This is a genomic window from Nonomuraea gerenzanensis (assembly GCF_020215645.1).
In the GTDB taxonomy this organism is placed as follows: domain Bacteria; phylum Actinomycetota; class Actinomycetes; order Streptosporangiales; family Streptosporangiaceae; genus Nonomuraea; species Nonomuraea gerenzanensis.
Map to the genome: position 1 here is coordinate 1,002,279 of NZ_CP084058.1, position 22,421 is coordinate 1,024,699.

General features: G+C 72.7%; 19 protein-coding genes. 8 read left to right on the plus strand and 11 right to left on the minus strand.

What is annotated here, in order from left to right:
* Positions 1–210 precede the first annotated feature (210 nt).
* The 5 genes from LCN96_RS05210 to LCN96_RS05230 form a co-directional block, all read right to left on the minus strand.
* Complete coding sequence (locus LCN96_RS05210) at positions 211–1,434, minus strand: acyl-CoA reductase (protein WP_225271420.1); 1,224 nt, start codon at positions 1,432–1,434, stop codon at positions 211–213.
* Positions 1,435–1,592: 158 nt separating this feature from the next.
* On the minus strand, positions 1,593–2,630 hold the full coding sequence (locus LCN96_RS05215; RefSeq protein ID WP_225271421.1) for a LuxE/PaaK family acyltransferase: 1,038 nt from the start codon (positions 2,628–2,630) through the stop codon (positions 1,593–1,595).
* Positions 2,627–3,934 carry an AMP-binding protein gene (locus LCN96_RS05220; protein WP_225271423.1) on the minus strand — a complete coding sequence of 436 codons (1,308 nt, stop codon included), beginning with the start codon at positions 3,932–3,934 and terminating at the stop codon, positions 2,627–2,629. The genes LCN96_RS05215 and LCN96_RS05220 overlap by 4 nt, the downstream gene beginning before the upstream one ends.
* Positions 3,934–4,740, minus strand: coding sequence for an SDR family NAD(P)-dependent oxidoreductase (locus tag LCN96_RS05225; RefSeq protein WP_225271424.1), 807 nt, complete (start codon positions 4,738–4,740; stop codon positions 3,934–3,936). The genes LCN96_RS05220 and LCN96_RS05225 overlap by 1 nt, the downstream gene beginning before the upstream one ends.
* Positions 4,715–4,963 (minus strand): acyl carrier protein, encoded by a 249-nt coding sequence (locus LCN96_RS05230; RefSeq protein WP_225271425.1) that lies wholly within the window; start codon positions 4,961–4,963, stop codon positions 4,715–4,717. The genes LCN96_RS05225 and LCN96_RS05230 overlap by 26 nt, the downstream gene beginning before the upstream one ends.
* A gap of 161 nt (positions 4,964–5,124) precedes the next feature.
* On the opposite strand from LCN96_RS05230, the gene LCN96_RS05235 reads away from it, so the two are divergent.
* From LCN96_RS05235 to LCN96_RS05245, 3 genes are read left to right on the plus strand one after another with little or no spacing between them, the layout of a single operon-like run.
* Positions 5,125–5,961: a hypothetical protein gene (locus tag LCN96_RS05235; RefSeq protein WP_225271426.1), complete on the plus strand. Its 837-nt coding sequence runs from the start codon at positions 5,125–5,127 to the stop codon at positions 5,959–5,961.
* On the plus strand, positions 5,958–7,583 hold the full coding sequence (locus LCN96_RS05240; protein ID WP_225271427.1) for a methyltransferase domain-containing protein: 1,626 nt from the start codon (positions 5,958–5,960) through the stop codon (positions 7,581–7,583). Before LCN96_RS05235 ends, LCN96_RS05240 begins: the two co-directional genes overlap by 4 nt.
* Positions 7,584–7,621: 38 nt before the next feature.
* Positions 7,622–9,508 carry a glycosyltransferase family 2 protein gene (locus LCN96_RS05245; RefSeq protein WP_225271428.1) on the plus strand — a complete coding sequence of 629 codons (1,887 nt, stop codon included), beginning with the start codon at positions 7,622–7,624 and terminating at the stop codon, positions 9,506–9,508.
* 16 nt (positions 9,509–9,524) lie between these two features.
* Here the strand turns inward: LCN96_RS05245 and LCN96_RS05250 are convergent, their stop codons facing one another.
* Positions 9,525–10,649, minus strand: coding sequence for a DegT/DnrJ/EryC1/StrS family aminotransferase (locus tag LCN96_RS05250; protein WP_225271429.1), 1,125 nt, complete (start codon positions 10,647–10,649; stop codon positions 9,525–9,527).
* Positions 10,649–11,626: a UDP-N-acetylglucosamine 4,6-dehydratase (inverting) gene (gene pseB / locus LCN96_RS05255; RefSeq protein ID WP_225271430.1), complete on the minus strand. Its 978-nt coding sequence runs from the start codon at positions 11,624–11,626 to the stop codon at positions 10,649–10,651. The genes LCN96_RS05250 and pseB overlap by 1 nt, the downstream gene beginning before the upstream one ends.
* 104 nt (positions 11,627–11,730) lie before the next feature.
* Here pseB and LCN96_RS05260 point away from each other — a divergent pair, with 104 nt between their 5' ends.
* Entirely contained in the window at positions 11,731–12,459 is a 729-nt protein-coding gene (locus LCN96_RS05260) for a cytidylyltransferase domain-containing protein (RefSeq protein ID WP_225271431.1), read from the plus strand.
* A gap of 47 nt (positions 12,460–12,506) precedes the next feature.
* Complete coding sequence (locus tag LCN96_RS05265) at positions 12,507–13,433, plus strand: PseG/SpsG family protein (protein WP_225271432.1); 927 nt, start codon at positions 12,507–12,509, stop codon at positions 13,431–13,433.
* 116 nt (positions 13,434–13,549) lie between these two features.
* On the opposite strand, the gene pseI is transcribed toward LCN96_RS05265, so the two are convergent.
* Positions 13,550–14,593: a pseudaminic acid synthase gene (gene pseI / locus LCN96_RS05270; protein WP_225271433.1), complete on the minus strand. Its 1,044-nt coding sequence runs from the start codon at positions 14,591–14,593 to the stop codon at positions 13,550–13,552.
* Positions 14,590–15,081, minus strand: a complete 492-nt coding sequence (locus LCN96_RS05275) for a GNAT family N-acetyltransferase (RefSeq protein ID WP_225271434.1) — start codon at positions 15,079–15,081, stop codon at positions 14,590–14,592. The genes pseI and LCN96_RS05275 overlap by 4 nt, the downstream gene beginning before the upstream one ends.
* 147 nt (positions 15,082–15,228) lie before the next feature.
* Here LCN96_RS05275 and LCN96_RS05280 point away from each other — a divergent pair, with 147 nt between their 5' ends.
* From LCN96_RS05280 to LCN96_RS05290, 3 genes are read left to right on the plus strand one after another with little or no spacing between them, the layout of a single operon-like run.
* Complete coding sequence (locus tag LCN96_RS05280) at positions 15,229–16,671, plus strand: glycosyltransferase family 2 protein (RefSeq protein WP_225271435.1); 1,443 nt, start codon at positions 15,229–15,231, stop codon at positions 16,669–16,671.
* A gap of 48 nt (positions 16,672–16,719) precedes the next feature.
* Positions 16,720–17,646 carry a CDP-alcohol phosphatidyltransferase family protein gene (locus LCN96_RS05285; protein WP_225271436.1) on the plus strand — a complete coding sequence of 309 codons (927 nt, stop codon included), beginning with the start codon at positions 16,720–16,722 and terminating at the stop codon, positions 17,644–17,646.
* A gap of 22 nt (positions 17,647–17,668) precedes the next feature.
* Complete coding sequence (locus LCN96_RS05290) at positions 17,669–18,706, plus strand: sulfotransferase family protein (protein WP_225271437.1); 1,038 nt, start codon at positions 17,669–17,671, stop codon at positions 18,704–18,706.
* Between the two features lie 20 nt (positions 18,707–18,726).
* On the opposite strand, the gene LCN96_RS05295 is transcribed toward LCN96_RS05290, so the two are convergent.
* Positions 18,727–19,785: a glycosyltransferase gene (locus tag LCN96_RS05295; protein WP_225271438.1), complete on the minus strand. Its 1,059-nt coding sequence runs from the start codon at positions 19,783–19,785 to the stop codon at positions 18,727–18,729.
* Positions 19,782–22,415 (minus strand): bifunctional glycosyltransferase/CDP-glycerol:glycerophosphate glycerophosphotransferase, encoded by a 2,634-nt coding sequence (locus LCN96_RS05300; protein WP_225271439.1) that lies wholly within the window; start codon positions 22,413–22,415, stop codon positions 19,782–19,784. Before LCN96_RS05300 ends, LCN96_RS05295 begins: the two co-directional genes overlap by 4 nt.
* Positions 22,416–22,421: the final 6 nt, after the last annotated feature.

Sequence of the window (22,421 nt, forward strand, 5' to 3'; positions counted from 1 at the left end):
CCAGATCCCGAACGGAGACCCCACACCCCAAGAAGGCGACCACGGCCCCCACGCACACGAGCCCAGCCGGCACCCAAGCCCCCGGCCTCCAAACCGCCCGCCGCCGAGCACCCCGCCCCGAAACACCGTGCTCCCGGCCACCCCAAGACCGGCCACCCCATGACCGACCACTCCATGACCGGCTACCCACCCCGCGCACCACCGCCGGCATCACCGAACAACAGTCACCAGGCGCGTGAACTCGGCCGGCAGATCCACCCCGTCCCACACCCGATGAAAGCTCAACGCACTCCCGACCGGCACCATCCGATCCACCCCCCGCCCAGCCAACCCCCTGGCCAACTCCTCCAGCTCCCCCCGCCCGAACCCGAAGTGCGTCATCGTCTGATCCCGCCGCTCCACCAGCGCCACCAGCTCACCCAGCGCACCCAGCCGGGCATGCGCGAACGTCCCCGCCCCCAGCCACCGCCGCGGCGCCGCGGCGGCGGCCGACAACTGCACGACGGCCAGCGCGTTGCCGTGGAACTCGATGCTCTCCGCCAGCCCGTCGGCGGCCAGCCCGTACGTCGAGACCCGCTTCTCCACGGCCATCGCCGCGTCCACCCCCCACCCCCGCACGGTCACCACCCGCGCGACGTGCTCGGTGAAGTCGGCCCGCGCGGCGTCGCAATCACCTTCGGACCCCACCCAGAACACGGTCCGGGGCGAGGAGCAGGCCGCCTGGTCGAACCAGTAGGTGTCGTTGACGAACCCCTCCGCCACCGTGACGCGGGCGGCCCGCGGCGCGCACAACCACGCCGCGGCCCGTACGACCGCGAACGAGGATCGATCGGGAAAGGTCAGGTCGCGGGCGTGCGGGGCGAGCGCCTGCCGCCGGATCTCCCGTACGGCGCCGTCGCCGCCCCACACCACCCGCAGGTCGCAGGCGGCCGACAGCGCGGCCGTGACGACCTCCGACCGGTCGTAGGAGATGACGCGCTGGGTGGCGGCGATGGCGGGATCGGCGTCGGCCAGCGCCTCGTGCAGCGTCTCCAGGATGGTCTCGGCGACCGTGCCGGAGCGGTGCGACAGGCGGACGATGTTGCGGTTGCCCATCAGGGCCGAAAGGGCCCAGGAGTAGACGAAGACGGTGTCCACGTTCGCGGGCGGGACGTGGAAGACCAGGCCGCGCGGGACGCGTACGTGCTCGCCGGCGAGCCCCTGCACCGTGCGGGCCAGCTCGCTGGGGCGCAGGAAGAAGCCGAGCGAGCCCAGCTCGGGATGCCTGCGGGCCAGCGCGGGCCGCAGCAGCCGCCGCCCGAATGCCGCCAGGAACTCCCTGACCCGCTCGTCACCCACCTGGAGCTCACCCTGGAGCGCGCCGCCCACCTGGTCGAGCAGCGCCTCGACCCCCACGGTGCCCCCGGCGGGGAACCGGATGTCAACGGCGGACACGCCGCCTGCCTCGCCGCGCGTATCGCGTGCCGCACCGGGCGCGCGGCCCGACGCCGTGGGCGTGGCGTCCGCTGCTGCGGATGCGCCGGCCAAGACGGCGGGCGTGCCGTCCGGGACAGCGGCCGTGTCAGGCGTGACGGTCGTGCGGTCGTCCGGCATCAGCCCTGCCCCATGGTGTCACTGCACCCACGCGCCTCGGCCCGCGGCAACCTGCCCAGCACCTCGAACCGCTTGCCCGGCCAGCTCCCGTCGTCCACCCCCCGCACCACCCCCAGATCCTCGGTGAGCAGCACATGCCCCGGATACGACGTCGGCAGCGTGCTCACCACCTCGATCAGCCCGGGCGCGCCGGTGGGCGCCTCCTGCCAGGTGTCGGGGTCGCGGATCACGACGTCGGCGAAGTCGGGGCAGTAGAAGCCGTCACCGTCGGGCCCCTCCAGGAACACGGTGCCGATCTGCTCGACCATGCCGTAGAAGTTGTGCACCCGGGTCAGCCCGCACTCGGCGGCCAGCCGCCGCCGGAACTCGGCGTTGTCGACGGCCTGCTCGGCCAGCCGCTTCCAGCCGCCGGAGTGGATCAGCACCGCCTGTGACAGGTCGGCGCCGAGGCCGCGCAGGTGCAGCCAGACCATGAACGTGAAGCCGAAGACCAGGAAGCGCTCGCCGCCGTGCCGCGACAGGAAGCCCTTGACCGCCTCCGCGTCGACGCGCCCCTGCTCGTCGAGGACGAAGGTGTGGTCTCTGCCGAAGTTCATCATGCCGAGCACCCCGGCGCCGCGGGCGCTCAGCGTCGGGTCGCGGACGACCGAGCGGGTGTCGGCCACGAGCATCGGCAGCCGCCGCTCGCCGAGCACGGCCCTGAGCGTGGCGGCCAGCATGCGGGTCTGCGTCGCCGCGGCCTCGCGGTCGAGGTGGATGCGGCTCGGCCGCTGCCCGGTGGTGCCGCTGGAGGTCAGCACCCGGAACACCTGATCCTCCGGGACGCTGCGCAGCTCGTGCGTCTTGAACAGCCGCACGGGCAGCCACGGCAGGTCGGCGAGCCGCTCGTAGGGCGGTGCCGCGCCGATGGCGTCGAGGATCCTGCGGTACGGCGGGCAGGCCTCGCGGTGCCGGGCCGTCAGCGCCGCCAGCTCGGGCACCAGCGCGGCCTCCCGCTCCGGCTCGCTCAGCGTGAACACCCCGGCCCCGGCACTCACGTGAGTGACTCCAGCGTGCGATAGTCGATCTTGCCGGTCGGCAGCAGCGGCAGGTGGTCGATGTGCCGCATGTCGAACCCGCTCCAGTGCAGCCGCAGCTCGGCCCCCAGCCGCCGGGCCATGCGGACCTGGGCGGCCGGGTCGAGCGTCTCGGTCCACACCGTCACCCGGTCGTCGCCGCTGGTGACCGCCACGGGGCCGAGGTCGCGCAGCATGCGCTCCACGTCGTCGAGGTTGACCCGGGTGCCGAAGACCTTGGCGATGCGCTTGAGCCGCCCGGTGACCTGGAGGAAGCCTTCGGGGTCGAGCGTGCCGAGGTCGCCCGTGCGCAGCACGCCGCCCAGGTCGTCGCCCCTGGCGAGATCCGCGGCGTTCTCCGCGTAGCCCATCATGACGTTGGGCCCGCGGTAGACGATCTCGCCGCCGTCGATCTCCAGCGACCCGCCGGGCAGGGCGACGCCGACCGTGCCGAGCTTGTCGGCCAGCCGGTCGGGTGGCAGCACGGCCATGCGGGCCGTGGCCTCCGTCTGGCCGTACATCACGTAGAAGCGGTCCACCTGGGCGGCGAACTCCTCGGCCAGCTCCGGCGCGAGCCGCCCGCCCGCCTGCGTGAGCGTGGTGAGCTTCGGGTACTTGGAGCGGTCGAAGTGGATGCGGCGCATCATCGAGTACTGGTACGGCACGGCGGCCAGCGACGTGCAGTCGTAGGCCAGCAGATCCGCCCAGAACGAGCGCTCCAGCAGCCCCGCCTCGGTCAGCACCACCGCGCCGCCCGCGATGAGATGGCTGTTGAGCACCGACAGGCCGTAGCTGTAGTGCAGCGGCAGGCTGGTGATCGCGATCTCGCCCGGCCCGATCGACAGGGCGGTGGCGATGGCCTGGGCGTTGGACAGCACGGCCTGGCGCGACAGGCGCACGAGCTTGGGGCTGCCCGTCGAGCCGGAGGTGGCCAGCAGCAGGCCGAGGTCGGGATGGGGGTCGGGCACGTCGGTGCGGGGCGGCGGCGGGTCGTCGAGCGGGTTGGTGAACCCGAGCAGCGCGGCCGGCCTGAACCGCTCCGCCAGGTCGGCCAGCGTGCCGGCCGGCAGGTCGGGGTCGAGCAGCGCGATCGGCCGCCCGGCGTGCCAGGCGCCGAGGTAGCAGAACACGGAGGCCAGCGTGTTGCGCATGGCGCAGAACAGCGGGCCGGGCCGCAGCCCGTCGAGATTCTCCGCGGCGCGCTTGACGTAGTGGGCCAGCTTGTCGCCGCCGATGCCCTCCTCGGCGCCCGAGGGGATCAGCTGGGCCTGCGGGTGCGGGAACATCACGGCACCAGCCCGCCGTCCACGCCGAGCACCTGCCCGGTCACGAACCCGGCCTGCGGCGACAGCAGGAACGCCACGGCCGCCGCCACGTCGCCAGGCTCGCCGAGCCGGCGCAGCGGGGTCGCCGCGACCACGCCCGCGCGGGCGTCGTCGCCGAGCGTGCCGAGCAGGTCGGTGCGGATGTAGCCGGGGGCCACGGCGTTGACCCTGACCCCGGACGGCCCGAGCTCCTTGGCCGCGGCCATGGTGAGCCCGATGATCGCGGCCTTGGTCGCCGAGTAGACCGCCTGCCCCGGGCCGCCCGCGCGGCCCATGACCGAGGCCACCAGCACCACGGCCGGGGCCGAGCCCCTGCGCAGCAGCCGCAGCGCGGCCTGCAGGGTGTGGGTGGCGCCGACGGCGTTGACCTGGAAGAGGCGCTCGATGGTGGCCTGGCCCGTCATGCCGAGCAGGCCCGCCTCGTGCACGCCCGCGTTGACGACGAGCCCGTCGAGCCGCCCGTGCCGCTCGTAGATCCGCCGCATCATGGCCGACACCTGCGCCAGCTCGCCCACCTCGCCGGCGACGGAGTCGACCGCGCCGCCGGTCTCGGCCGCGACCTCGGCCGCCGCCTTCGCCGCCCGCTCCTCCTCGCGCCCGTGCACCACGACCGTGTGCCCGCGGACCGCCAGCGTGGTGGCCACGGCCCGGCCGATGCCCCTGGTCGAGCCCGTCACCAGCGCGACGCGGGCCAGGCGCGCGGCGTCGTCGGCCCGTGGCCCCGCGCCCCCGGCGGGCGCGTCAGAGGGCGGCCGCGCCGATGCCATGCTTCTCCAGCAGCCCGGCCGCCTCGGCGAACGAGCTCATGTCGATCATCTCGTCGGTGTCGATCATGATGGAGAACTCGTCCTCCATCGCCGCGATCAGTGCCATGTGCGCGAGGGAGTCCCACTGCGGGATGGCGCGGTAGGCGAGGCCGTCGACGTCGGCGTCGGGCGGAAGGTTGAGCGCCATGCGGAAGACGGCCCGCAGGCGATCGAGATGACTCATGATCACTCACTCTCTGTCCTCAAGCCACGACGAAGTGTAGCGGTAATCGCCCGCCAGGAAAAACCAAGCCCCCGACCTGAGTAATGGAACCGTATAACGAGGCGTGACCCCGTAGGAGGGCTGGGAATGTCGGATGGGACCACGGCAACCGTACGGGGGGAATGATGGACGAATCCAATCACTGGTACGGGCACTCCCGCATACTCGGCAACTACTGTGGCCTTCCTGACGAGGCGCCGAAGCGCATCCAAGGGTTCCTTCAGCACGGATGGAACTATCTCCACGGATTTCCGCCGAACGACCACTGGTGCAGCCCCGGATATCCCCGTTTCGTCTGGTCGGACGTGCTGCGGCGCAGGGGCTGGTCGATGGGCCGCCGGGGCCACTACCTGATCGGCGCCCCCTGGATCTACTTGCTTCACCTAGAGCCCGAGCTGGGTGTCCGGCCCGATCGCAAGGGTACGATCTGGTATCCCTTTCATGGCTGGGAAAAGCATTCCGTCAGCGGCGACCATGCCCGCCTTGCCGACGAAATCCGAAATGTCGAGACTGGTCCGGTAACGGTGTGCCTTTATTGGCTTGAATACGCAAATCCGGACATTCGGCGTTCGTATGAATCGAGGGGTTTCCGGGTCATCTGCCATGGCGAGCGCGGATCCCGCTGGGAGGGGAAGGGCCGCGACTTCCTGCGCAAGCAGCTCATCGAGCTGCGGCGCCACCGCAGGGTGGCCTCCAACCGGCTCGGCAGCGCGCTGTTCTACGGCGCCTCGGTCGGCTGCGACGTCGCCGTGTACGGCGATCCGATGCAGTTCGACGACGAACGTCCCGAGTACGGCGGCACGGCCCGCCGCAAGCGGCTCTGGCCCGAACTGCACGGCACGCAGGTCGATCCCGGGCTGGCGGCGGAGGTGGCGCGGCGCGAGCTGGGATTCGAGTATCAGGCGACACCGGAGGAGCTACGGCGAATGTTCGGATGGAAGCGGGGGCGCGCCGCATGAAGGGCCCCACGAACGACGAGGCGCCCGCGAACGTCCGGTTGATCGGCGGGGAGATGCTGCTGTGGTCCGACATGTCGGCCATCGGCGGCGTCACCGAGTGGCGCGGCGCGGCGCTGGAGCTGATCAGGCGGGCGATCCCGGAGGACGGGCGGGTGCTGCTCGTCGGGCCGCACCCGCGGACGCTGGTGGACGACGTGGTGGCGCGGGCGGCGTCGGCCGCGGTGCTGCTGCGCTCCTACCCTGACGCGTGCGCGCTGGGGGCCCGGCATCCGGGGCTGGCGGTGTTCTGCGGCCGGCTGGAGGTGCTGGACGCCGACGAGCCGTACGACGTGGTGCTGGCGATGGACGGGCTGCTGCGCACCCACTCGGCCGAGGCGCCGGCGGCGGCCTGGAGCGAGTCGCTGGGCGCGCTGGCCGAGCTGGTCGCGCCCGGCGGCACGCTGGTCCTCGGCGTACGCAACGACCTGGGCGTGGACCGCTTCATCGAGGCCAGACCGGCCGACAGGGAGTGCGCCGACGACCAGTGGGCGCCGCACGGCTTCGACCCGAGTTACCCCAGCGGCCCCGAGGCGCTCGACCTGGGGCTGGAGTCGGCGGGGCTGAGCATGCAGCGCTGCTACGCGGCCTACCCGGACCGGCGGGCGCCGCGGTCGCTGCTGTCGAGGGAGGCGCTGGCGTTCGAGCTGCCGGAGGCGCTCACGTTCCCGCTGAGCGCCAGGGACGGCGACCGGATGCTGGTGGCCGACCCGCTGCGGCTGACCCGGCTGGTGTTCAGGCACGGCCTGGGGGAGGAGCTGGCCCCGCTGTGGCTGGCCGTGGCGAGCAGGACGCCGCGCCCCGGCGACCGGCCGCGGGCGGTGGAGCTGCCGCTGGGCCTCATCGAGGAGGGCCCGGCCCTGTACGAGCTGACCCCGGGCGGCACCAGGCGCCTGCCGGGCGGCCAGGAGCGGCCGATCCCGGCGGGCCGGGTGGTCGAGGAGATCCTCGTCGAGGCGTGCGCCCGCGAGGACGTCGCGACGGTGCGCATGCTGCTCGCCGACCTGGCCGGCTGGCTGGAGGCGGGCGGCGACGTGTCGGCGGCGACCGACAGCCTGGTCTTCGACGGCGAGCGGTTCGCCGCGGTCAACCCGCCGGTGGGCCTGGCCGTCCCGCCGGGGCCGAAGGTCGTGCTGTGCCGGATCCTGTGGCGGTTCGCGGTCAGGCTGCTGGCGGCGGGGCACCACCATCCGTGGCCGTGGCCGCTGGAGGCCGACCAGCTCACGCTCACCCTGTGCGGGATGGCCGGGCGGCCGTGCGACGCCGGCGACCTCGACCGGGCCCGCAAGCTCGACGCCGAGCTGGGCCAGCCCGCCGAGCTGACCGAGCACGCCCCGACGTACCGTGACCTGCTGGCCGCCCGCGACCGCCTGGCCGACCAGCTCACCGCGGCCCTGGCCAGGATCTCCCGCCTGGAGACCAAGCTCTCCTACCGCGAGCGCGAGCTGGTGCGGGCCAAGGCCAAGCTGCGCAGGACCCAGCGCAAGGCCACCGCCTACCGCAGAACGCTCGGCTACCGGCTCTCCCGCCGTCTGGCCCGCCCCCGCAAGGTCGCCCGCCGCGTCATCCGCCTGCTGTCCGGGTGAGGCGACGAGCTGAGTAGACGAAACGATGAGGAGTGCGTGTGCCGGTTCTGTCGGTGATCGTCCCGTTCCACAACGTCGAGAAGTACATCGGACCCTGCCTTGACTCCATCGTGGCCCAGACTCTGGAGGAGCTGGAGGTGATCTGCGTGGACGACGGCAGCGCCGACCAGGGCCCGGCCGTCGTCACGTCCAAGATCGAGGACGACCCGCGGATCAGCCTCATCAGGCAGGACAACCACGGGGTGGGCCACGCCCGCAACGTCGGGGTGCGGCACGCGAGCGGCGCCTACCTCGCCTTCGTGGACGGCGACGACACCGTCCCGCGCGAGGCGTTCAAGCGCCTGGTCTCCTCCCTGGAGGACACCGGATCCGACCTGGCCTGCGGCAACGTCATGCGGCTCTACCGCAACCTGCTGGTCCCGTCGTGGGCGCACCGCGAGGCGTTCGCCAGGCCCGCCAAGCGCACCCACATCACCCGCCACCCGCTGCTGATCCGCGACCGCATGTTGTGGAACAAGGTCTACCGCCGCTCCTTCTGGGACGCCCTGGGCCTGCGGTTCCCCGAGCGCATGTACGAGGACCAGCCTGTGGCCATGGCCGCGCACATCGGCGCCCGCTCCGTGGACGTGCTGGCCAAGGTCGTCTATCACTGGCGGCACCGTGACGAGCCCGACGCCTCGATCACCCAGCGCCGCCTGGAGCCGGGAAACCTGCGCGACCGCCTCCTGTCCGTGCTGCAGACCGCCGACCTGCTGGCCGGCGGCGCGCCCAAGCTCAAGCCGGACTTCGACCGCGACACCCTGGACATCGACATGGCCGTGGCCGTGGAGGCGCTGGCCGCGATGGGCGGCTCGGCCGAGCCCGGCCTGGTGGACCTGGCCGTCCGCTACCTCGACGGCGTGTCGCGGGAGGCCTGGCAGAGCCTGCCGTTCGAGCAGCGGCTCCTGGTCCATCTGCTGCACGAGCGCCGCCTGGACGAGCTGGCCGGCGTGTACGCCCAGGCGGGCGACGGGCGGCTGCGGCCCAGGATCGGCTCGACCGGGCTGCTGCGCAAGCGCTGGTACGGCCGCCACCCGTCGATGCCCGGCCACCTGTCGGAGGTCTCCGGCGAGCTGGCGCTGCAGACCAGGCTGGTGAGCGTCGACTGGAGCGACGGCGTGCTGCACGGCTCGGGGCGGGTGGCCGTGGGCCGGTTCGACGTGGGGGAGCTGCGCCGGGTGCGGGTGCGGACCTGGATGCAGGAGCGGGCGACCGGCGACGTCCTGCCGCTGTCGGACGAGGAGAGCGTGCCCGTCTGGGAGAGCGTCGAGCAGGAGGACGGCGGGCGGCTGCCGGAGCACGCGTTCCCGTTCCGGTTCGCGTTCGACCCGGGTGCCCTGTCGAAGGCGCAGCTCGCCCGGCACGGGCACTGGGACCTGAAGGTGCAGCTCAGGGGGCACGGCCTGCGGCTCGACGGCCGGGTGGCGGGGCCGCGCTGGCTGCCGCCGCTGATGCCGGTGCCGCGGCGCAGGTCGGGGGTGTGGCTGGTGCCCGCGCGCAACGCCAAGGGCGCCTGGGGCGTACGGGTGCGTACGGCCGACGCGGTCATCGGCGAGTACCGCGTGGACGGCGGCGAGCTGCTGTTCTCCGGGGAGATGAGCGACATCGGCGACGGCGAGCCCGTGCTGCGGCTGCAGCGCAGGAGCGACGGCGAGGAGATGTACTTCCCCGTGGCGCTGGCCGGGCAGGACTTCCACGCGCGGGTGCCGCTGGCCGACATCGACGAGCGGGTGGGCCACGAGTCGTGGTGGGAGGTGGTGATCGACCAGGGCACCGCCATCCGGCCCCTGGTGCGGACCAGGCAGCGGGCGGTCGCGACGGTGGCCGAGCGGCGCTTCCTGATCGACCGCGGCGAGGACGGCTGCCTGCTCCTGGCCGAACGGTGAAGGAGCCGGGGGACTGCTAGCGCAGGATGCCCGCCAGCGTCTCCACGACGTGCTCCTGCTGGGCGTCGGTCAGGCCGGGGAACAGCGGGAGCGACAGCTCCTGCGCGTAGTACGCCTCGGCCACCGGGCAGAGCCCGCGCCGGTAGCCGAGGTCCTCGAACGCCGGGTGCCAGTAGGCGGGCACGTAGTTGACCTGCACCCCGATCCCGGCGGCCCGCATGCGCTCGTACACCTCGCGCCGCCGCCCGTCACCGATCCTGACGGGGTAGAGGTGCCAGCTCGGCCGCACGTACGCCCGCTGGGCGGGCAGCGTCAGCCCGGGAACGTCGCGCAACATCGCGTCGTACCGCTCGACCAGCGCGGCCCGCCGCTCCCTGAACTGTGCCAGCCGCCGCAGCTGGCTGACGCCGAGCGCGCAGAGCACGTCGGGCAACCGGTAGTTGAGCCCGAACTCGTGCACCTCCTGGTGCCAGCCGCCCTCGCCGGGCGCGCGCTGCTCGGCCGGCTCCCTGACCAGGCCGTGGTTCCTGAACCGGGCGGCCCGCCGCAGCCGCGCGGGGTCGGCCGCCGCCACGGCGCCGCCCTCCGCCGTGGTCACGGTCTTGGTGGGGAAGAACGAGAACGTGGTCAGGTCGGCCAGCGAGCCCACCGGCCGGTCCTTGTAGACCGACCCGATGGAGTGCGCGGCGTCGGCCACCAGCACCGCCCCGGCGCGGGCGGCGACCTCGCGCAGCTCGTCGTAGTCGGCCGGATGGCCGGCGTAGTCGACCGCCGTGACCACCCGTGTCTTGGCGGTGACCAGCGCGGCGGCGGCGTCGGGGTCGAGGTTGCCGGTGTCGGGCTGCACGTCGGCGAAGCGCACCCGGGCGCCCAGCAGGGCGGCCGTGGCGGCCGTGGCCACGAACGTCAGCGGCGAGGTGACCACCTCGTCGCCCGCTCCGACCCCGGCCGCCACGTAGGCGACGTGCAGCGCCGCGGTGCCCGACGTGACCGACACGCATGGCACGCCGCCCGTCCAGCGGGCCAGCTCCGCCTCGAAGCGGCCGACCGCGGGCCCGGTCGTCAGCCAGTCGCCGCGCAGCACCTCGGCGACGGCCTCGACGTCGGACTCCGCGATCGACTGCCGGCCGTAAGGCAGCATCAGCCGGCCACCATGGCGCGCAGGTCGTCGACCGACAACCACTGCTCGTTGCTGTCGGAGCGGTAGGAGAAGCCCTCGGGCAGCAGCTCCCCGGTGCGCGGCGGCACGTAACCCCAGGTCGCGATCGTGGGCTGGACGACGTAGCGGTCTTCCAGCCGCAGGGTCCTGCGGCCGTCGTCGGGGCCGATCATCTCCTCGTGCAGCTTCTCGCCGGGCCGCACGCCGATCTCGTAGATCGAGCTGCTGGGCGCCAGCGCCTCGGCCAGGTCGGTGATGCGCATGCTGGGGATGCGCGGCACGTACAGCTCGCCGCCCTGCATGAGGTCGAAGGAGTCGACCACGAACCTGACCGCCTGCTCCAGCGTGATCCAGAACCTGGTCATGCGCTTGTCGGTGATCGGCAGGCTGCTGCCCTGCTGCGCCAGCCGCTGGAACAGCGGGATGACCGAGCCCCTGCTGCCCACCACGTTGCCGTAGCGGACGACCGAGAACCGGGTCTCGTGCGCGGCGGCGTAGTGGTTGGCGGAGACGAAGAGCTTGTCGGCGACCAGCTTCGTGGCCCCGTAGAGGTTGATCGGGCTGGACGCCTTGTCGGTGGAGAGCGCGACGACCTTGCGTACGCCGCAGTCGATGGCGGCCTCCACCACGTTCTGCGAGCCGGCCACGTTGGTGCGGACGTACTCGAACGGGTTGTACTCGGCGGTGTCGACCTGCTTGAGCGCGGCGGCGTGGACGACGTAGTCGATGCCGTGCATGGCCCGGGTGAGCCGGTCGCGGTCACGGATGTCGCCGATGAACCAGCGCAGCCGCTCGTCGTCGCCGAAGAGCTGCCTGGTCTCGTACTGCTTGAGCTCGTCGCGGGAGAAGACGACCAGGCGCCGGACGGCGAGCGAGTCGAGCGCGTGGCGGATGAACGCCTTGCCGAAGGACCCCGTTCCTCCGGTGATCAGAATCGACGATCCACTGAGAATGCTCACGTGGCCCCCTGGAATCGCGCTTTGGGCGCGGTAGTCGTCGTGGCAGGGGGTAGCATAGCGCGATCGGATAATCACGCGCTGTCACACGGGGGAATGGGGCTTCGGTGCGTATTGTCGGAATTGTTCAGGCCCGTATGGGCTCAACACGACTACCCGGAAAGGTGCTGCGAGAGCTGGGTGACCGCTCTGTACTGGGCTGGGTGGTCCGCGCCGCGCGTGAGGCGGGAGCACTGGACGACCTCGTCGTGGCCACCACCACCGAGCCGGCCGACGACGCGGTCGTCGCCGAATGCCACCGGCTGGGCGTCGCCTGCCACCGAGGGCCGGTCGACGACGTGCTGACCAGGTTCGCGCAGGTGCTGGCGGGGCGGCGGTGGGACGCCGTCATGCGGTTCACCGCCGACTGCCCGCTGCTGGACCCTGAGGTGGTCAGGGAGGCGGCGCTGGTCTTCCGCGCCGTGCCCGGGCTCGACTACCTGAGCACGAGCCTGGCGCGTACGCTGCCGCGCGGCCTCGACGTGGAGCTGGCGGGGCGGGCCGCGTTCGAGCGCGCGCACGCCGAGGCCGCGGGCTACCACCGCACCCACGTCACCTCCTACCTCTACGAGGAGCCGGGGCAGACGCGGCTGCTCGGCCTGGCCTACCGGCCCGCCGCCGACGACCTCCGGGTCACGCTCGACACCGAGGACGACTGGCGGCTGATCTCGGCGGTGGTGGCCGAGCTGGGCGATCGCTGCGTGCCGGTCCGGACACTGGTGAGCTGGCTGCGCGAGCGGCCGGAGGTGTGCGGGCTCAACGCGCACGTGCGGCAGAAGGCCCTGCAGGACGCGTGATCGGCATGGCGCACCCCGCACGGGTGGGCTTGCGCTGCGATGCGGGGATGAAGATCGGGGTCGGGCATCTGGTGCGGTGCGTGGCGCTGGCGGAGGAGCTGAGCGCGCGGGGCGTCGGGGTGGTCTTCCTCGGCAAGGTGTGCGGCTCGGCGTGGGCCAGGGCGCAGCTGCGCGAGCGCGGCTTCCCGCTGGTGCCCGCGCCGGCCGAGCCCGCCAGGCTGGCCGCGCTGGCCTGCGAGCTGCGCCTGGACGCCATGGTGCTCGACTCCTACGAGCTGCCCGCGGAGACCGGCGCGGTGCTGCGCGACGCCCGTTTCGCGGTGCTGGCCCTGATGGACGGCGACCCGCTGGGCCAGGAGGCCGACCTCTACCTCGACCAGAACCTCGGCGCCGAGCGGCGGCCCTTCCCGCTGCAGGCCCGGCGGCTGGCCGGAGCCCGCTACGCGCTGCTGCGTGACAGCGTGCGCCGGCACGCGCGGGCGCCCGCCGGCGACGCGGTGCCCGAGGTGCTCTGCTTCTTCGGCGGCACCGACAGCGGCGGCGTCGCGCCGGCGTGGGCGCGGGCGCTCAACGCGACCGGGCACCCCTTTCGCGGCACGGTCGTGAGCCCGGCCCCGTTCTCGGCGGGCGGGCCCATCACCGTGATCCCGCCGACGGACCGGCTGCCCGCGCTGATGGCCGGCGCCGACCTGGTGGTGACGGCGGCCGGGTCGGCGATCTGGGAGCTGCTCTACCTCGGGGTGCCCACGGCGCTGACCTGGGTGGCCGACAACCAGCGCATCGGCTACGAGGAGCTGGTGGGCCTGGGCGCGGCGGCCGGGCTGGGGCGGGCGGCGGACGCGGAGGCGACCGGCGTGCTGGCGCGGCTGCTCGCCGACCCCGTCGCCCGCGAGGAGCACGGGCGGCGGGGCGCCGGGCTGGTGGACGGCAGGGGCCGCGAGCGCGTCGCCGACGCGCTGCTGGCCATCTGCTGACGCACCCGCCTGGACGTGGCCCGGCTGGGCGGATCAGTCCCGGGTGAGCCGGGCCGTCAGGTCAGGTCCCAGGTGGGCGGGGCCGGTCAGATCAGGTCCCAGGTGAGCCGGGCCGGTCAGATCAGGTCCCAGGTGAGCGGGGTGCCGAAGGGCGCGTCCCGGGTGAAGCGCCGCCCCATGACCGCCGTGGCCGCGTCGGGTGGCAGGCCGCCCGCCGGCCGGATGGAGCGCACGTTCTCCGGGGTCACGGGCTCACCCGCGCTCACGTCCCGCACCACGTACAACGAGCGGCGGAAGCGCAGCCCCTCCCGCTCCGAGGGCCGGGGCCCGAGCACCGGCTCGCCCAGCGACTGCCACGCCCGCTCGCTCTCCGCCACCAGCGCCGCCAGCTCGGCCGGCTCCAGCGAGAAGGCCGAGTCGACGCCGCCGTCCGCCCGCGACAGCGTGACGTGCTTCTCGATCAGGCACGCCCCCAGCGCCACCGCCGCCAGCGCGGCGCCGATGCCGGGCGTGTGGTCGGACAGCCCCACGACCTCGCCCGTGATCGCCGCCAGCAGCGGCAGCGCGCGCAGGTTGCTCTCCGAGGGCGCGGCGGGATAGCTCGCCGTGCACGACAGCACGGCGAGCTGCGTGCACCCGGCCGCGCGGGCCGCCGACACCGCGGCCTCGATCTCGGCGACGGAGGCCATCCCCGTGGAGATGATCAGCGGCTTGCCGGTGCCGGCGGCCAGCCGGATCAGCGGCAGGTCCACGATCTCCGATGAAGCGATCTTGTACGCCGGCGCGTCCAGCTTCTCCAGCAGCTCCACCGCCGTGGGATCGAACGGCGCCGAGAACGGCACCAGCCCCCGCTCCCGCGCCCGCTCGAAGATCGGCTCGTGCCACGCCCACGGCGTGTGCGCCCGCTCGAAGAGCTGGTAGAGGCTCTCCCCGCCCCACAGCTCGTGCCCGTCGCCCACCCGGAACGAAGGCGCGTCGCAGTCGATGGTGAGCGTGTCGGGCGTGTACGTCTGCAGCTTCAGCGCGTGCGCCCCCGCCTCGGCCACCGCGTCCACGATCGCCAGCGCCCGCTCCAGGCTGCCGTTGTGGTTGCCGGACAGCTCGGCCACGACGAACGGCGGCTGACCGGGCCCGATCACCCGTCCTCCGATGGAGATCATCGGCCTTCCTTCCTGATCTCGAAGGTCACGGCGTCGCGCGGCACCCCGTCCACGAGCTGCCGGCGCCTGCTCACCTCGGCGAACCCGAACCGCCTGTGCAGCCGCATCACCGGCTCGTTGCCGTCGAGCACCTCGCCGCGCAGCGTGCTCAGCCCGAGCGGGCCGAAGGCGTGCCCGACGGCCGCCCGCTCCAGCCCGATCCAGGCGGGCAGCAGGTCGCCCCGCCGCTCCAGCGTGTCGAGGTCGAGGTAGAAACCCCAGGTGGCGCTCTCCGCCGTCAGGTCGGAGTAGGTCACCACTCCGGCGGCGAGGCCGTGGTGGTCGTACATCAGCACGCGCCTGCCCGGATCGGCGCTGACCGCCGCCCACCAGCGCAGATGCTCGGCCTCCGAGATCTCGTGCGTGGTGAAGCTGGCGGCGCGCACCCGCGGATGGTTGCGCCAGCGGCGCATGTCCGCCAGCTCGTCGTCCTGGACATCCCTCAGCACCGTCTCCCCCTTACGCTCGGTGCTCGTCCTTCAGCACAACGTAGCGGAACCCGCCTCAGGTAAAGAGCTCATCAGGGACAGTCATTCCGGTCGGCGCTCAAGGCATGGTGGCCTCGACCAGGTACCGAGCCAAGGAGTGAATCCGGCATGATCCCCCTGCTCAGCGTCATCGTCCCGATCTACAACGTGGAGCCGTACCTCGCCGAGTGCCTCAAGTCGCTGGCCGCGCAGACGCTGGAGGACCTGGAGGTGGTCCTGGTGGACGACGGCTCCGTGGACGGCAGCCGGCGCGTCGCCGAGGACTTCGCGGCCAGTGACGACCGCTTCGTGCTGATCGGCCAGCGCAACCTGGGGCCGGGCCCGGCCCGCAACCAGGGGATCCGGCAGGCGCGGGGCGCGTACCTGGCCTTCGCCGACGGTGACGACGTGGTGCCGCCGGAGGCGTACGAGCGGCTCGTCGGCAAGCTCACCGAGACCGGCTCCGACCTGGCGTGCGGGGCGGTGCGGCGGCTGGTGGACGGCGAGCTGCAGGAGTCGGTCCTGCACGAGAAGGTGTTCAGGCGCCCGCAGCTGTGCACGCACATCACCGACAAACAGGTGCTGGTCAGGGACCGCACCGTGTGGAACAAGGTCTACCGGCGCGGCTTCTGGGAACGCGCGGGCCTGGAGTTCCCCTCGGGCATCTACGAGGACGTGCCGGTCGCCATGCAGGCCCACGTGCTGGCGACCAGCGTGGACATGGTGGGCCAGGTCGTCTACCACTGGCGCAAGCGCGAGGAGGGGGAGACCTCGATCACGCAGCGCCGCTCCGAGCTGCCCAACCTGGCCGAGCGGCTGGCGGCCATCCGCGCGGTGCGCGCCTTCCTCGACGATCGCGCGCCCGAGCTGCTCGACGGCTTCGACGCGCTGGTGCTGGAGAAGGACACGATCTTCCTGTTCCAGGCGCTGGAGCACTGCGAGGAGGATCCGGGGCCGCTGCTGGAGCTGGGGCACTCCTGGATGGCCGCGCTGGGCCCGCACGTGCTGGACTCGGCGCCGTCGCTGCGCCGCCTGGAGCTGCACCTGCTCAGGCGCGGCCTGGTGGCGGAGCTGCGTACGGTGCGGGAGTTCCGGCGCGGGCGCGAGGACGTCACCCGCGTGGTGCCGCGCGGGCTGCGCAGCACGAACTGGTACGGCGACTACCCCTTCTTCCGCGACCGCCGGCTGCGCATCCCCGACGAGGTGTTCGACGCCCGCGAGGAGCTGAAGCTGATCGCCAGGGTCGAGTCGTGCGAGTGGACGGGCGCCGAGTACCGCCTGCGCGCCCACGTCGGCATCCACCGCGTCGATCGCAAGGTCCCCAAGGTGAACCTGTGGCTCAGCGACGGCGACCGCCGGGTGCCCCTGGAGACCAGGCGGCGTGGCCGCTACGGCGTCGTGGCCGCCTTCGACCCGCACCGGCTCGAAGGCGGCGGCCCCTGGCGGCTCCAGGTGCGGGCCGAAATGCGCGGTCTGGTGCTGAAGAACTGGGCCAGGGACGGTGAATCCGGTCCGGTGTGGCGGTTCTCCGTGCCGGGTTGGTCAAGAAGCGGCATGGACATCCCCCAGTAGTTCCAGACAGTAATCGTTCCGGCGCGTCGCGTGGTCATGCTGGGAGGCATGAGGACCTATTCGCTGGATGACGTCTACGAGACACGCAAGCGGAGAGACTCCTGGTGGACCGTGTATTTCGTGGACCCGGTCGCCTGCCGGGTCGCACTACCGGTCGCCAATCGCACCCGGATGACACCCAACGGACTCACGGTGCTCTCGCTGGTCCTCGGCATGGTGTCGGCCGCCTGTTTCGCATCGAACCAGCTCATAGCGGGCGCAGGCTTCTTCTATCTGAGCTTCATGATCGACTGCGTGGACGGCAAAATCGCCCGCCTCAAGGGCACGGGGACACCGTTCGGTCTCTGGCTCGACTACGTGGGCGACCGGATCCGGGTCGTCCTGTGCGCCGGCGGCCTGGCCTACGGGCAGTACGCGCTGACGGGCGACGTCCGCTACGTGGTGCTCGGCGCCGCGGTGGCGGTCCTGGACCTGTTCAGGTACGTCAACGCGCCGCAGATGAAGCGGGTACGCGAGGCCGTCAGGGAGGAGCGGCAGGAGCCGGACCCCCTGGGCGGGCCTGACCCCCTCGACGGAGCCGACCCGCTGGACGGGCCTGACCCGCTGGACGGGCCTGACCCGCTGGACGGGCCTGACCCGCTGGATGGGCCGGACCCCCTCGACGGGCCGGAGCCCGGGCAGGTGGCGCTGGGGCGGGGGCCCCGGCCCCGCGGTTTCTTCCGGTTCTTCAGGCGGCTCAACAGGTTCCTGGCCCGCCATCGCGTGCGATCGCACTTGGTGAGCGGCATCGAGTTCCACGCGGCGGTGTTCGTGATCGCGCCCCTTGCGGGGGCATGGGCGCTGATCCCGCTCGCCGCGCTGTCGGGGCTCCTGCTGCTCGCCAACGAGGTCTTCCTTGTCTATCGGATGTGGCTCTTCACGCGCAGGCACGGCGCGGGCTCGCCTCAGGAGAGCCGAGAGCACGTTCTCGTCTAAGTTTTTCGGGGGTTACAACGACATGTCCGACCGACCAGTCTTCGTCATCGGATGTCCGCGGTCCGGCACCACGATGCTCCAGCTCATGCTCCACTCGCACCCGCGCATGGCGGTGCCGCCGGAGACGCGCTTCCTCGTTCCCGCCTACTACCGCCGCCGCACGTGGGGCGACCTGCGCGTGGCCCAGCGCCGCCGCGCGCTGGCGGAGTGGATCGCCACCGACCGCAGCACGAAGTTCCGCGAGCTGAAGATCGACAAGAACGAGTTCGTCCGGCAGTCCGTCGAGGGCCCCGGCTCGCTCGGCTCCGTGATCGGCACGGCCTTCCGCATGTACGCCGACCGCTTCGACAAGGCCCGCTGGGGCGACAAGCGGCCCAGCTACGTCAAGCAGGTGGACCTGCTGCTGCGGCTCTTCCCCGACGCCCAGTTCATCCACCTCATCAGGGACGGCCGCGACTGCGTGGCCTCGCTGAAGGAGATGCCCTGGTACACCCTGGACTCCTTCCACGCGGTCTCCACCTGGGCCGAGGCCATCGACGCGGGCGGCAGGCTGAAGCGCACGCTGGCCTCCGACACCTACTACGAGCTGCGCTACGAGGACCTCACCGACGACCCGATGACCGAGCTGAAGAAGCTCTGCCACTTCCTGGACGAGGACTTCTCGCCGTCCATGATCTCGCCGCGCGAGGCGGCCAGCGTGGCGGTGCCGCAGCACAAGGTCTGGCACAGCAACACCCACCGCGAGGTCACCCGCAGCCGCGTCGGGAGCTGGGCGAACCGGCTCGACGACTGGGAGATCGCGCTGTGCGAGCACATGCTGGGCGACCGGCTGGAGTCCATGGGCTACGAGCTGAGCGGCGCGCCCAAGCCGGCCAAGGAGCACGTGGTCGCCTGCCAGAAGACGATGCAGAAGCGTAAGGCGTCCCGCATGCGCAAGGGCATGCGCGACCGCTTCAACCGGCTGCGCGAGCCCAGCCCGGTCGCGGCGCTGCTCACCACCCGCCAGCGGTCGTTGGCCGGGGTCCCGCAGCAGCGCAAGGAGCTCACCGAACCGGTCTGACCGGGGGCCGGCGCTGGGAGTCAGCGTTCGAGGTGGGCGAACAGCGACTCCCAGCGGTCCAGCACGTGCTCCAGGCGGTAGGCCTCGGCCCTGGCGCGGGCGTCGGCGCCCAGCCGGCGCCGCTCCTCCTCGTCGTCCACCAGCCGCCCCAGCTCCACCGCGAACGCGTCCACGTCCCCCGGCGGCACCAGCACGGACCCGACCGACCGCACGCCCCCCGACACGCCGAAGGCCACGGCGGGCACCCCGTGCGCCGCCGACTCCAGCAGCACCACGGGCAGGCCCTCGTACTCGCTGGTCAGCCCCAGCACGGAGGCACGGAGGTACTCGGCGGGCATGGCGGCGGCCGGCACCACCCCGCGGAACACCACCCGGTCCGCCACCCCCTCCCGCCGCGCGTGCTCACGCAGCCCGTCGAGCTCCCCGCCGTCGCCGACGAGGTGCAGCTCCCACGGCTCGGGCGCGCCCGAGCGGGCGAAGGCGCTGATGAGCCGGTCGAAGCGCTTGACCCCCTCCAGCCGCCCCACCCCCAGCACCCGCGGCGACTCCAGCACCGACATCTCCTCGGGCCAGTCGGCCAGCGGGTTCGGCAGCACGCCCGCGTTGGGCAGCAGCGCGTGCTCGGAGAACAGCCGGGCGTCCTCCTCGCTGAGGAAGACCGCCTGGTCCAGCTCCGGGTAGTGGCGCCTGATCGAGGCCAGGTGCCAGCAGTCGCGGGCGTGGTCGTAGGAGCCGTGGTACTGCCCGATCGGCCGCAGCGAGCCGGGCAGCAGCGGGGCCGCCCTGGCCACCACGGACGGCGAGGTCATCACCGCGTAGCCGGGCCCGATCTCGCCGAGCAGCGACCTGAGCCGCCGGTCGGCCCGCCTGCGCGCCAGGCCCCCGGTCGCCGGGCGGCCGCTGATCACATGGTGGTGGTAGAGCGGCCGGTCCACGTACCGGAACGGCGCGGCGGCCCGCTGCAGCCCGATCACGTGCACCTCGTGGCCGCGCCGCGCCAGGCCTTGGGCGAGGGTGTGGGTGACCTGCTGGACGCCGCCGAGCGTGTCGGCGTCCAGGCAGGTGAACACGACGGTCATCGCCCGGCCTCCGCGAAGAAGTCGGCCACGATCCTGGCCGCCGCGTCGCCGTGCTCGTCGGCGCACCACAGGTCGCGGAAGGCCGCGTACCGCTGCGCGTACGCCTCGTGCACGGCGGGCAGCGCGCGCAGCACCGCCACCAGGTCCTCGGTCGTGGTCAGGCACGGGCCCGGCGCGATGGCCGGCAGGTCGTGGTAGACGCCGCGTTCGGAGAGCCGGTAGTCGTCCCAGTCGTCGATGAAGAACACCATCGGCTTGCCCGTCAGCGCGTAGTCGCACATGACGGAGGAGTAGTCGGTCAGCAGCGCGTCCGAGGCGAGCATCAGGTCGTTGATCTCCGGGTAGGCCCCGGCGTCGCGGACGAAGTGCCGCAGGTGCTCGGGCGGCCGGTAACGCTCGACCGGATGCGTACGCAGCACGACCACCCACTCGTCGGCCAGCTCCTCGGCCAGCAGCTCCAGGTCGACCCGGACGGACCGGCCGCTGTGCTTGGCCCGGTCCCGATAGGTGGGCGCGTAGAGCAGGACCTGCCGCCCCGGCGGCACCTCCAGCCGCCGCCGCACGTCGTCGGACTGCCGGGCCCGCACGAGCGCGTCGCACCGGGGCGTCCCGCACCGGTACACCTTGCCCGAGTAGCCGTTCGACGGCAGGAACACCCGCGAGAACTCCGCGCTCGGCGACACCAGCGCGTCCCACCGCGCCACGGCCGCCCGCCACCGGGCGCGCGGCCCGTCGAAGTCGCCGCGCAGGTCGGGCGCGTCGAAACCGATCGACTTGATGCCCTGCCCGTGCCAGGTCTGCAGATAGCGGGTGCCGCGCGGCTTGGGGTAGTCGAGCGGGAAGCCGTGGCTGTCGACCCAGATCCCGGCCCTGGCCATGGTCCAGACGTAGCGCCAGCTGCCCCGGCGCACCAGCCGCGCGTCGGCGGGGAAGTTGCGCCGGCCCCTGGCCACCGACCAGACGGCCTCGATGGGCAGGCCACGCCGCCGGATCTCCTCGTAGATGGCCCGGGGGCTGCCGTTGTACCCCTTGCCGACGTCCGACTCGAACAGCGCCAGGTTCCGGCGCGGCGGCAGCACCCTGATCAGCACCTTGTACGCGCGCAGCTTGTTCGCCGGCGTGCTGAGCCGCCGGAGCAGCCGCCGCCTGACCCGCCGCCACACCGACCGGGGCGCCGGATCGGGCCGCACGGTCAGGTAACCGGCGTACCCCTCGACCTTCAGCGTGCAGCCGGGCAGCTCGATCGGCTCGGTGTGCGGGTCGGCGAGGATCCGGTCGGTCGTGGTGTGCCCGTCGGAGGTCCTGGTGAAGCCGATGCGCGGGTCGCACCTGCCCCTGGGCGTGAAGGTGACCTGGCTGACGTAGCCGCCCTCGCCCGACGGCTCCGGCGAGATCGGCACGCGTTCCCCGCCGAGCTGCAGGAACGCCGTCCAGTCCACCGGCAGCGCGCCGAACGGGTCGTACGTGCGCACGGTCATCCGCACCCGCTCGCCGTCGCAGGACAGCGCGGCGACCTCGTGCCGCAGCCTGGAGGCGCTGAAGGGCAGCTCGGCCAGCCGCAGCGCGGTGATGTCCAGGCCGGGGGAGACCGACGTGCCCCAGTACGTGCGCCCGTCGAGCTGCACGGCCGCCCTCGGCGCGGCGCGCGGCCCGGTCAGGGAGCCCGCCGCCGTCCGCAGGTCCTCGGTCCTGTCGTCCAGGATGAGCTGGGCGCAGACCCGGTCGAGCGGATCGACGCGCTCGTACACCTCCTCGGGGATCTCCTCCAGGTACGGCCGTACGATCGCGGCGAACTCCTTGACCCACACCGCGTCGCGCAGCGGCAGCGGGTTCAGGTAGACCCGCAGGTCCTGGCGCAGGAACCGGTACTGCCTGTGCGGCACCAGGTCGGCGGCGCCGTGCTCGCGCAGGAGGTCGTCGCTCAGGCGGGCCGCGATCACCCGCTGCCGCACGTTGGCCAGGTCGTCGATGCTCAGCGAGATCGAGTCGTTGGTGGGGGCCCGGTGCCAGTGGTAGACCGTCCACGGCACGACCGCGAACCTGCGTGCCACCGCGTACAGCTCGGCGGCGAAGACGTGGTCCTCGTAGTGGATGTCCTCGGGGAAGCGCAGCGCGCGGTCGCGCAGGAAGGCCACGCTGTAGAGCTTGTTGGTGCTGAAGGAGTCGAGGAACAGCTCGGGCTCCTGCCTGATGCCCTCGACCACCCGCCGCCGCGCGAACAGCGACGGATAGTACGGCCGCAGCCGCCCGCTCGGCTCGAACAGCCGCGAGATCTGCCCCGACACGAAGTCGGCCCCGGTGTGCTCGATCTCGGTGAGCAGGCTCTTGCACGCGTGCCTGGGCAGCTCGTCGTCGCTGTCGAGGAACATCACGTACGGCGCCGCCGCCGCGTCGATCCCGTCGTTGCGCGGCGCCCCGCAGCCGCCGCTGTTGACCGGCCTGCGCAGGTAGCGCACGCGCGCGTCGGCCCGCGCGAGCCGCCGCGCCACCTCCGGCGTGCCGTCCGTGCTGGCGTCGTCGGAGATGATCACCTCCAGGTCGCGCAGCGACTGCCGGAGCACGGAGCGCACCGCTCTGGGCAGGCGTTCGGCGTCGTTGTAGGTGATGACGACCACGGTGACGTCCGGCATCCCCAA